The following is a 10,223-nucleotide window of genomic DNA, read 5'->3' as shown; positions in this document are numbered from 1 at the left end:
ACGCCCGGACGCCCCGCCTGGGCGAGGGCGACCGGCACGCCGGAGCGGCCGGCGCCCGCGCCCCGGCGCCGGGTGGGCGCGGGGCGGGTACCGGCCGTTCTGGGGAGAGCGGGGGGCAGGGTCACTTGAGCGCGTCCTGCAGGGCGAACTTGCCGGACTTAACGACCAGGATCTGGAAGCCGCCGGCCGACAGGGTGTGGTCGGGGGTGAACTTCAGCGGGCCGGAGAACATCTGGAACCCGTCGATCCCCTCCAGGGCGGCGATGACCTTGGCGCCGTCGGTGGCCCCCGCGTTCTTGATCGCCTCGGCGGCGAGCCGCACGCCGTCGTAGGCCTGGTTGGTGTAGGGGCCGGGGGCACTGCCGAACTTCTTGGTGTAGCTGGCGACCCAGCCTTCGGCGCCCTGGAGGGTGTCGGGGGTCTGGGTCATCGTGGCGAACACGCCCTCGCCCGCGTCGCCGGCGATGGACGCGAGCTTCTCCGACACCGAGCCGTCGCCGACCATGATGGCGCCCTTGTACCCGGACTGGCGGAGCTGGCGGATGATCAGGCCGCCCTCCTGGAAGTAGCCGGTCCAGTAGACGAAGTCCGGCTTCTTGGCCAGGATGTTGTTGATGTTGGCGCTGTAGTCGCTCTCCTTGGGGGTCACCGCCTCCAGGATCGCGGCCTCGGGCCCGCCGGGCTCGTCGAGCAGCTTCTGCGTGCGTACGGCGATGTCCTTGGAGTAGCTGGTGTTGTCGTGCACCAGCGCGACGCTCTTGGCGCCCCGCTTGGTGATCCACGCCATGGCGGCGGTCGCCTGCTGCGAACCGGTGCCGTTGATCAGGAAGACGTGCTTGAGATGCTGGTCGACGAGTTCCTGCGAGTTCGCCGCCGGGATGATCATCGGGATGTTCGCCTTGCCGAAGATCGGCAGGGTGGGCAGCGTGGCGCCGGAGCAGTAGCCGCCCACCGACACCTGGACGCCCTCGGTGACGAGCTTGTTGGCGCCGGCGACGGCGGTCTGGGCGTCGCACGCGTCGTCGGCGACCTTGAGCTCCAGCTTGCGGCCGAGCACGCCGCCCTTGCCGTTGATCTCCTCGACGGCGAGGTCCGCCGCGTTCTTCATGTACGGGCCGATGGCCGCCTCGCTGCCGGACTGCGGGATCAGCATGCCGAGGACGATGGGGCCCTTGCCGTCCCCCGCCTGCGAGTCACCGCCGAGCAGGCCCTGGCCGCACCCGGCCGTCAGCAGCCCCACGGCCGCCGCGAGCGACATGACCGCCGCTATACGCGATTTGCCCATCATATTCTCCTAGCGGAACAACGCCGTCTCAGCATGGTGTGTGACATTGCACATTCCGGCCAAAGCCACCGTCAAGGTCCGAGACCAGACCGTTAGCAGGCTGTACGACGGGATCGGGAGCCCGAAAGGATCATCACCGGCACCCCGGGCCCGGCGTGAGACCGGGCACGGGGGACGGCGTGAGACCGGGCACGGGGGACGGCGACGCGGAACCATCGGCGGACGCGAGGACCTCCGGCGGACGGGCGGGACCCACCGGCGGACCCGGGAACCTCAGGCGGACGCGGGACCTCGGCCGTCAGCCTCCGGCAGGGCCGAGGGCGACGGTGTGGGTGGAGGTGTAGAACTCCTGGGCCGCCTTGCCCTGCTCGCGCGGGCCGAAGCTGGAGTCCTTCTCCCCGCCGAACGGCAGGTAGAAGTCGACGCCGCTCGTCGGGGCGTTGACCTTGATCAGCCCGGCGTCCAGGCGCGCCGAGACGTCGAGCGCGCGGTCCAGGTCGCGCGTGTACACCGCCGCCGACAGGCCGTACCGCACGCCGTTGGCCAGGGCGACGGCCTCGTCCACCGACCCCGCGTCCTGCACCAGGCAGATCGGCCCGAACACCTCGTCGCGGGCCAGAAGGTGGTCGCCGGGCACGCCGTCCACCAGCGTGGGGGCGGCGAACCAGCCGTCTCGGGCGAGCGCCTCTCCCCCGGCGAGCACCCTGCCCCCGACCGTGGCGGCCACGACCCGGTCGCGGGCGGCCTCCTCGATCAGCGGGCCCACGGCGGTGCCGGGGTCGGCGGGGTCGCCCACGCCCAGCTTGGCGATGGCGGCGACCAGCGCCTCGCGCACCTCGGCGGCGTTGCCCACGGTGATGACGCGCTTGGTCGCGGTGCACTTCTGCCCGGCGTACCCGTACGCGGCGGCGGCGATCTGCGCGGCGGCCGTCTCCAGGGCGGCGTCGTCCAGCACGATGGCGGCGTTCTGGCCGCCCATCTCCGCCTGCACCGGGACGCCCCGGCCCGCGGCGGCCACGCTCACCGTGCGCCCGACGGCGGCAGAGCCGGTGAACGACACCACGTCGACCGCCTCGATCAGCGCGGCGCCCTCCTCGGCGTCGCCGGGGACGACCTGGAAGACGTCCTCGGGCAGGCCGAGCAGCTCGGCCAGGCGCAGCGCGCAGCCGAGCGCCTGCGGAGCGGGCTTGAGCACCACGGTGTTGCCGAAGGCCAGGGCGGGGGCGGCCTTCCACAGGGGGATGGCCAGCGGGAAGTTCCACGGGGTGATCAGCCCGGCGACGCCGCGCGGGCGCCTGCGGGTGTAGGCGAGCCCGGCGCCCGACGGCTCGTGCAGCGCGCCGATCGGGTCGAAGACCTGCTGGGCGTAATAGCGCAGGATGGCGGCCGATCTGGCCACCTCGCCGCGCGCCTCGGTGACCGGCTTGCCGACCTCGCGGACGACGAGCGCGCTCAGCTCCGCGGCGGCGCCGGCGACCGCGTCGGCCGCCGAGACGAGCGCTGACGCGCGCTCGGCGGCGTTGGCTCCGGCCCAGCCCCGCTGGGCGGCACGCGCCCGCCGCACGGCCTCGGCGACCCCCGCGCCTCCGGCGGCGGGGGCGTTCGCGACCACGTCGGCCGGGTTCTGCGGGGATCTGCTCTCGGCAACGCTCATCGTGCATCCCTCTCCGGACGCGGGGCGGGAGACGCCCCGCACCGTCCAATTGTCCCGCTACATGAAACTCTGATCCACGTCATAGAATCCTAACCGGAGACGTGCCCGGCTCACATGAGAAAACCCTCCGGGAAGGGGTCGGACGGATCCAGGAAATGCTGCGCGGTGCCGGTCACCCACGCCCTGCCGGTGATCGTCGGCACGACCGCCGCGTGGCCCGCCACCTCGGTCCGCTCGACGAGCCGCCCGGTGAACCGGGTGCCGATGAACGACTCGTTGACGAAGTCCTCGCCCAGCTCCAGCTCGCCGCGGGCGTGCAACTGCGCCATGCGGGCGCTGGTCCCGGTGCCGCACGGCGAGCGGTCGAACCAGCCCGGGTGGATGGCCATCGCGTGCCGCGACAGCCGGGCGTCCGACCCCGGGGCGACGAACTGGACGTGGTGGCAGCCCCGGATGCCCGGGTCGAGCGGGTGGACGGGCTCGTCCGCCTCGTTGATCGCCGCCGAGACGGCCAGCCCCGCCTCGAGGATCCGCTGGCCCTGCGCGCGGTCGAACGGCAGCCCGACCGACTCGATCGGCAGGATGGCGTAGAAGTTGCCCCCGTAGGCCAGGTCGTAGGTCACCTCGCCGAAGCCCGGCACCTTGACCGTGCGGTCCAGGCCGACGCTGAAGGAGGGCACGTTCTGGATCGTCACCGCGCTGGCCACGCCGTCCCGCACGGCCACCGACGCGACGACCGGCCCCGCCGGGGTGTCCAGCCGCACGGTGGTGACGGGCTCGGTGACCTCCACCATCCCGGTCTCGACCAGCACGGTCGCCACCCCGATGGTGCCGTGGCCGCACATCGGCAGGCAGCCGGACACCTCGATGAACAGCACGCCGTAGTCGGCGTCCGGCCGCGTCGGCGGCTGCAGGATCGCCCCGCTCATCGCCGAGTGGCCGTGCGGCTCGTACATCAGCAGCTTGCGCACGTGGTCGAGGTTGGCCATGAAGTACTCCCGGCGCTCGGCCATGCTCGCGCCGGGGATGACCCCGACGCCGCCGGTCACCACGCGGGTGGGCATCCCCTCGGTGTGCGAGTCGACCACATGGAAGATCTTCCGGGTGCGCACCACGACCTCACCTCATCCCTTCGGCCAGCGCCTTCTCGGTGGCCGCGCGCACGATGGCCTCGTGCTCGGGCGACAACGGCACGCGCGGCTGCCGGCACGGGCCGCCGTACCGGCCGGCCAGGTCCATCGACAGCTTGATGGCCTGGACGAACTCGACCTTGGCGTCCCAGCGCAGCAGCGGGTGAAGCGTACGGTACAACGGCAGGGCGGCGGCCGGGTCCCCCGCGCGGGCCGCGCGGAACAGCTCGGCGCAGGAGGCGGGCAGCGCGTTCGGGTACCCGGCGACCCAGCCCACCGCGCCGGCGAGCGCCAGCTCCAGCACCACGTCGTCCGACCCGATCAGCAGGTCGAGGCCGGGGGCGGCCTCCGCGATCTCGTAGGCCCGCCGCACGTCGCCGGTGAACTCCTTCACCCCGACGATCAGCCCCTCGCCGTACAGCTTCGCCAGCAGCGCGGGGACCAGGTCCACCTTGGTGTCGTAGGGGTTGTTGTAGGCCACCACGGGCAGCCCGGCCTTGGCCACCTCGCGGTAGTGCGCGAGCACCGCGCGCTCGTCGGCGCGGTAGGCGTTCGGCGGCAGCAGCATCACCACCCGGCAGCCCGCGTCCCTGGCCTGCTCGGCCCAGCGGCGGGCCTCGGCGGCGCCGTAGGCGGCGACGCCGGGCATCACGCGGTCGGCGCCGACGGCCGCGACGGCGGTCTCGACCACGCGGGCGCGCTCCTCGGGGGTCAGCGTCTGGTACTCCCCGAGCGAGCCGTTGGGCACCACCCCGTCGCAGCCCTGCTCGACCAGCCACCGGCAGTGCCGGGCGTAGCCCTCCTCGTCGACGCTCAGGTCCGCGCGCAGCGGCAGCGCCGTCGCGACCATCACTCCCTGCCAGGGCTTCTCACGGGTCGTCATCGGGGGTCCTCTCCTGCCGCGAAATCCGGTCGTCCCGCAGGCTCAGGTGGCCCTGCGAAGTCTGGTGGGCCCGGCTCGCCCGCGAGGTCGCCGAGCCGTACGGGCTGGGCGATCGGCCGGCGCGGCGGGGCCGGGTCCTCGCCCGCCAGCCGCGCCACCGCGTACCCGCACATGCGCCCCTGGCACCAGCCCATGCCCGGCCGGGCGAGCAGCTTCAGCGAGCGGGCGTCGGTGGCGCCGAGCGCCCGCGCCTCCTTGATCCGCGCGTACGGCACCTCCTCGCACCGGCAGATCAGCGTGTCGTCCAGCAGCCAGCCCTGCCAGCCGTCGCGGACGGGGTAGGCGCGCGTCATCGCGGCGGCGAAGGCCGTCAGCGCGGCCCGCCGCCGGGCGCTCCCAGGCGCCCGGCCGGCGTCGCGGCCGAGGTCGGCGGCCAATGCGCGGCCCGCGATCCCGCCCTCGACCTCGGCCAGCTCGGCGCCGCCGACGCCGGTCGGCTCGCCGGCCGCGTACACGCCCGGCACGCTGGTGCGCATCCCCTCGTCCACGACGACGGCCGGGCCGTCCCCGCCGCCGCGGGTGGCGCAGCCGAGCTGGGTGGCGAGCTCGATCTGCGGGACGAAGCCGTAGCCGACGGCCAGGGCGTCGCACTCGATCGTCCGGCGCGCCCCCGGCGTCCAGTCGCGGCCGAGCCGCGCCACGGTGACGTGGGTCAGCTCATCGCCGCCGTGCGCGGCGACCACGGCGTGCCGGCCGAGGTAGGGCACGCGGTGCGCGGCCAGGCGGCGGGCGTACCCTGCGGCCTCCACCAGCTTGCCGGGGTGGGCGAGCACGGCGGGCGCGAGGCCGAACCTGCCGTTGGCCTCGAAGACCCCGGCGACCCGGGCCCCGGCGGCGGCGAGCCCCGCGGCGACGGGCAGCAGGAACGGCCCGGTGCCCGCGACGACCACCGTGCGCCCGGCCACCACCAGGTCGCCCTTGAGCAGCGCCTGCGCGCCGCCCGCGGTGAACACCCCGGGAAGGTCCCAGCCGGGGAACGGCAGCGGCCGGTCGTGCGCGCCGGTCGCGATCAGCAGCCGCCGGGCCAGGACGGTCTCGCGCCGCTCGTCCCGCTCGCCCGCCAGGCAGTGCACGGCCACCAGGTCGTCCTCGCCGGGGCCGGTGACCTTCTCGACGGCCCAGACCCGGCGGCCGAGCCGGACCTCGGCGCCGCTCGCGTCCAGGGCGGCGGCCATCCGGGTGAACCGCCGGAAACCGTGGTGGAGCGCCCCGGGGCGGCGGGCGTGGAACCCCTCGGGGGCGTGCCGGTAGTACTGGCCGCCGAGCCGGGCGCCGGAGTCGACCAGCACGACGGCGAGCCCGGCGCGGGCGGCTTCGACGGCGGCCGCCATGCCCGCGGGCCCGGCGCCGACGACGGCGAGATCGGCCGGCGGGCCGTCGTGGTGTCTCATCCGGTCGTGACCTCGTCTCCGGGGCGGGCCTCGGTCCGGCAGGCGCGCAGGGACGCCTCACCGTTGACGGTGACCAGGCAGTCGAAGCAGACCCCGATGCCGCAGAACAGGCCACGGGGGCGGCCCGCGCGGGTCGTGCGCCAGGACCTGATCCCGTTGGCGTACAGCACCGCGCCGATCGTCTGGCCGGGGACGGCGGTGACCGGCCGCCCGTCCACTCTGATCGGGAAGCCCGGCTCGGGGCGGGCGCTCACCAGGTGCCCGGCGTGCGGCGGCCCCGGCTCGCCCGGATGTCCGGGGCGCGGCGTCCCTGGCTCGCCCTGGTGTCCGGGGTGCGGTGGCCCTTCGCCCGGGTGTCCGGGTGCCGGCGGCCCTGGCTCGCCCGGGTGGCCGGCGGTCATGCGGCGAACCTCTCCGGGCGGAAGGGCGTGGCGTCGAACGCGGGGGCGGCGCCGGTGAGCAGCCCGGCGATCAGGTGGCCGGTGGCCGGGGCCAGGCCGATGCCGGCGCCCTCGTGGCCGCAGGCGTGGTAGAGGCCTGGCGCCCGGGGGTCGGCGCCGATCACCGGCAGGTGGTCGGGGCAGTAGGGCCGGAAGCCGCAGTAGGCGCGGATCACCCGGCGGGCGGCGAGCACGGGGAACAGGGCGACGGCCTGGCGGGCCAGCGTCTCCAGCACCGGGATCGAGGTGGTCCGGTCGTGGCCCACCCGCTCGCGGCTCGCGCCGATGAGGATCGGCCCGGCGGGCGTCCCCTCGACCACGGCGCTGGCCGACAGGCCGGCCGAGTCGCTGGCGACGTCGGTGACGTAGGCGGCGGTGTACACCTTGTGCCGGACGAGCGGCACACCGAGGCGCCCGGCGGCGGGCTCGGTGACCAGGACGAAGCCCCGGCGCGGCAGGATCGGCAGGTCCAGGCCGGCGAGGGCGGCCACCTCGCCGCCCCAGGTGCCGGCCGCGTTGACCACGGCCCCCGCGGCGATGTCGCCGTGATCGGTCCGGACCCCGGTGACCCGGTCGCCGTCGCGCAGCAGGCCGGTGACGGTCACCCCGGTGCGCACGACGGCGCCGGGGGCGTGCTGGAGCAGGCGCGCGGCGGCGAGCATCGGCTGGACCTGGGCGTCCTGCGGGTAGAAGGCGCCGCCCGCCAGGCCGTGCGCCAGGTGCGGTTCGTAGCCGTGCAGCTCGCCGGCGGCGACCGGGGTGTGCCGCACCCCGTGGAGCTCCTGCTTCCCGGCCAGGGCGGTGAGCGCGTCGAGGATCTCGGGGGTCTCGGCGACCACCAGGCCGCCCTTGGCCTCGAACTCGAAGCCGCCGAGATCGGCGAGCTCGCGCCAGAGGCGGTTGGACAGCAGGGACAGTTCCAGCTCGGGGCCGGGCTCCTTGTCGGAGACCAGGATGTTGCCCTCGCCCGCCCCGGTCGTGCCCGACGCGACCGCTCCCCGGTCGACCACGGTGACCGACAGGCCGGCCCGCGCGGCGTAGTAGGCGCAGGCGGCGCCGACGACGCCCGCGCCGACCACCACGACGTCGGCCATCCCCACCCCCACGCCCGCTCTCCCGGTCGCCAGTAATATGTCACATACCCGCAGAACCAATCAATCCTGCTTTTTGCGTTTTAGCGTGATATACCCCGGTGGGTGCGGTGCCGGCCGCCGAGCGGAGGGTTCGGGACGGGGGCGGCGGCCCGGCCGCCTACGATGTGTGCCGTGACCGCAGACCAGCCTCAGAGCCGCGCCGGGGAAACGCGGCCGCCCACCCTCGCCGACCGGCTCCGCGACCGCGCGCTCGTCCTGTTCCATTCCGCGTGGTCCCCCACCCCGGGCAGCGTCAGGCGGTGGGCGCTGGCGGGCGTGGTCGTCAACGCCGGCATCACCGTCACCGGCGCGGCCGTGCGGCTCACCGGCTCCGGCCTCGGCTGCCCCACCTGGCCGCGCTGCACCCCCGGCAGCTTCGTCCCCGCCCCGCACGACGCGCACTCGGCGGCGAACATGGCGATCGAGTTCGGCAACCGCCTGCTGAGCTTCCTCGTCCTGGCCGTCGCGGTGGCGATCGTGGTGGCCGTGCTCCGCGTCACGCCCCGGCGGGCCGTGCTGGTGCGCCTGGCCTGGATCCAGCCGATCGGCGTCGGGGTGCAGGCCCTGTGGGGCGGGGTGGTCGTGCGCAGCGTGCTCAACCCGGTCACGGTCAGCGTCCACTTCCTGCTGTCCATCGGCATGATCGTCGCGGCGTTCGCCCTCTACGCCCGCTCGGGGGAGGGCGACGCGCCGCCCCGGCGGCTGGTCCACCGCGACATCCGCACGCTCGGGTTCGTCCTGGTCGCCGCCGTGCTGGTGCTGCTGGTGGCCGGCGTCGTGACCACCGGCACCGGGCCCCACTCCGGCGACGAGGCCGCCTCGCGGTTCGGCTTCGACATCGAGACGGTCGTCCGCCTGCACACCGACGCCGTGTGGATCGTGCTCGGCCTGACGTTCGCGCTGCTGTTCGCCCTGCACGTCACCGACTCCCCGGGCCGGGCGCGGCGCGGCGCGCTGATCCTGCTCGGCGTGGAGCTGGCGCAGGGCGTGATCGGCTACGTGCAGTACTTCCTGGCGGTGCCAGCGGTGCTGGTCGGCCTGCACGTGTTCGGGGCGGTCCTGGTGTGGATCGCGACGCTGCGGGTGGTCTACCTCATGCGGTCGCGCGGCCCGGCGGGGGCCTCCCCCACCGGGCAGGACGAACTGGACGTGGTCGGCGTCTGACCGGTGATGGCCCGCCTCCGCGCCCCCCGGCGATCGTCACCGTCGTGGTCCCGCCTTCCCGCGCGGCTCCGCCCGCCGTGGTCCCGCCTTCTCGCCCGGCTCCGCATGTCGTGGTCTCGGCTGCGCGCCTCCAGGACCGGGCTGCGGCGCGCGTACCTCGGGGCCGTCGCGCTCAGCGTGCTGGCCCTGGCGCCGATGACCTGGGCCTGGCTGTCGGCGGCCGGCCACCGGCTCACGGCGGGCACCGGGCCCGGGTGGACGCGGGAGGTCCCCTCGGCCCCGGTGGGCCTGGTGCTGGGGGCGGGGCTGATCAACGGCGTCCCCACCCCGATGCTGGCCACCCGCCTGGACATCGCCGCCCGGCTCTACCGGGACGGCAGGGTGCGGGCGCTCCTGCTGTCCGGCGACAACGGCCGCGCGGGGTACGACGAGCCGTCGGTCATGCGCGACTACCTGCTCGCCCGGGGGCTGCCGCCGGACCGGCTGGTGCTCGACTACGCCGGGTTCGACACCTGGGACTCCTGCGTGCGCGCCCGTGACGTCTTCGGGGTCCGGCGCCTCACCGTCGTCACGCAGGACTTCCACCTGCCCCGCGCCGTCGCGCTGTGCCGCGCGGCCGGCATCGACGCCTTCGGGGTCGGCGACGACTCCTCCGGCCGGTGGCCCACGGAGACCTACGCGTACGCGGTCCGGGAGTTCGGCGCGACGGCCAAGGCGCTCCTGGACTCCGTCGTGCTCAGGTCCCCGCCGGTGTTCCCCGGGCCACGGGAGACCTCGCTGGACCGGTTCCTCACCCCCGGGCCGTGAGCCGGCCGGCGGCGGCGCGAAAGTTTCAGCCGCCGCACACCGGCCCGGCCCCGGGAACTGCGCCTTCGCCCCGGCGGCCGGGGGCGCGGCGGGCGCCCGCTTCGGATCACGCGCGCGGCGGGATAAGGTCCGTTCCGCGCATGGGAGCGCTCCCAATCACGTCCCGTCCAGCGAGGTGGAGGTGACGCCTCTCGGAGACCCCGCCACGACACCGCGTATCACCGGCCCGGACGCGCGGGCCGGGGAGCGGAAGTGCCTCCGCTCCCCGGCCGGCGT

At 75.0% G+C, this 10,223-nt stretch carries 9 protein-coding genes; 2 read left to right on the top strand and 7 right to left on the bottom strand.

Features of this window, described 5'->3' with window-relative positions; translation table 11 throughout:
• Positions 1-121: 121 nt before the first annotated feature.
• The 7 genes from NYZ98_RS17470 to NYZ98_RS17440 all read right to left on the bottom strand — a co-directional run bounded on the left by NYZ98_RS17470 (position 122) and on the right by NYZ98_RS17440 (position 7,949).
• Positions 122-1,285 carry a branched-chain amino acid ABC transporter substrate-binding protein gene (locus NYZ98_RS17470; protein WP_262843853.1) on the bottom strand — a complete coding sequence of 388 codons (1,164 nt, stop codon included), beginning with the start codon at positions 1,283-1,285 and terminating at the stop codon, positions 122-124.
• A gap of 298 nt (positions 1,286-1,583) precedes the next feature.
• Positions 1,584-2,939, bottom strand: coding sequence for an aldehyde dehydrogenase family protein (locus NYZ98_RS17465; protein WP_262843852.1), 1,356 nt, complete (start codon positions 2,937-2,939; stop codon positions 1,584-1,586).
• A 110-nt stretch (positions 2,940-3,049) separates the two neighbouring features.
• Positions 3,050-4,051, bottom strand: a complete 1,002-nt coding sequence (locus tag NYZ98_RS17460; RefSeq protein WP_262843897.1) for a proline racemase family protein — start codon at positions 4,049-4,051, stop codon at positions 3,050-3,052.
• Between the two features lie 7 nt (positions 4,052-4,058).
• Positions 4,059-4,952: a dihydrodipicolinate synthase family protein gene (locus tag NYZ98_RS17455; RefSeq protein WP_262843851.1), complete on the bottom strand. Its 894-nt coding sequence runs from the start codon at positions 4,950-4,952 to the stop codon at positions 4,059-4,061.
• On the bottom strand, positions 4,949-6,403 hold the full coding sequence (locus NYZ98_RS17450; RefSeq protein ID WP_262843850.1) for an FAD/NAD(P)-dependent oxidoreductase: 1,455 nt from the start codon (positions 6,401-6,403) through the stop codon (positions 4,949-4,951). Before NYZ98_RS17450 ends, NYZ98_RS17455 begins: the two co-directional genes overlap by 4 nt.
• Positions 6,400-6,804, bottom strand: a complete 405-nt coding sequence (locus tag NYZ98_RS17445; RefSeq protein ID WP_262843849.1) for a (2Fe-2S)-binding protein — start codon at positions 6,802-6,804, stop codon at positions 6,400-6,402. The genes NYZ98_RS17450 and NYZ98_RS17445 overlap by 4 nt, the downstream gene beginning before the upstream one ends.
• Positions 6,801-7,949, bottom strand: a complete 1,149-nt coding sequence (locus NYZ98_RS17440; RefSeq protein ID WP_262843848.1) for an NAD(P)/FAD-dependent oxidoreductase — start codon at positions 7,947-7,949, stop codon at positions 6,801-6,803. The genes NYZ98_RS17445 and NYZ98_RS17440 overlap by 4 nt, the downstream gene beginning before the upstream one ends.
• A 159-nt stretch (positions 7,950-8,108) precedes the next feature.
• On the opposite strand from NYZ98_RS17440, the gene NYZ98_RS17435 reads away from it, so the two are divergent.
• Positions 8,109-9,140 carry a COX15/CtaA family protein gene (locus tag NYZ98_RS17435; RefSeq protein ID WP_262843847.1) on the top strand — a complete coding sequence of 344 codons (1,032 nt, stop codon included), beginning with the start codon at positions 8,109-8,111 and terminating at the stop codon, positions 9,138-9,140.
• A gap of 105 nt (positions 9,141-9,245) precedes the next feature.
• Positions 9,246-9,947 carry a SanA/YdcF family protein gene (locus tag NYZ98_RS17430; protein ID WP_262843846.1) on the top strand — a complete coding sequence of 234 codons (702 nt, stop codon included), beginning with the start codon at positions 9,246-9,248 and terminating at the stop codon, positions 9,945-9,947.
• Positions 9,948-10,223: the final 276 nt, after the last annotated feature.

The sequence above is a fragment of the Sphaerisporangium corydalis genome (assembly GCF_025506355.1).
Taxonomy (GTDB): domain Bacteria; phylum Actinomycetota; class Actinomycetes; order Streptosporangiales; family Streptosporangiaceae; genus Sphaerisporangium; species Sphaerisporangium corydalis.
The sequence above is the reverse complement of the archived record's forward strand: the minus strand, read 5'-3'. Positions and strand labels throughout refer to the sequence as shown.

Bases quoted from the DNA above. Each gene is read 5' to 3' on its own strand.
- NYZ98_RS17470 (WP_262843853.1), bottom strand. From the start codon at position 1,285: ATGGGCAAATCGCGTATAGCGGCGGTCATGTCGCTCGCGGCGGCCGTG.
- NYZ98_RS17465 (WP_262843852.1), bottom strand. From the start codon at position 2,939: ATGAGCGTTGCCGAGAGCAGATCCCCGCAGAACCCGGCCGACGTGGTC.
- NYZ98_RS17455 (WP_262843851.1), bottom strand. From the start codon at position 4,952: ATGACGACCCGTGAGAAGCCCTGGCAGGGAGTGATGGTCGCGACGGCG.
- NYZ98_RS17450 (WP_262843850.1), bottom strand. From the start codon at position 6,403: ATGAGACACCACGACGGCCCGCCGGCCGATCTCGCCGTCGTCGGCGCC.
- NYZ98_RS17445 (WP_262843849.1), bottom strand. From the start codon at position 6,804: ATGACCGCCGGCCACCCGGGCGAGCCAGGGCCGCCGGCACCCGGACAC.
- NYZ98_RS17430 (WP_262843846.1), top strand. From the start codon at position 9,246: ATGTCGTGGTCTCGGCTGCGCGCCTCCAGGACCGGGCTGCGGCGCGCG.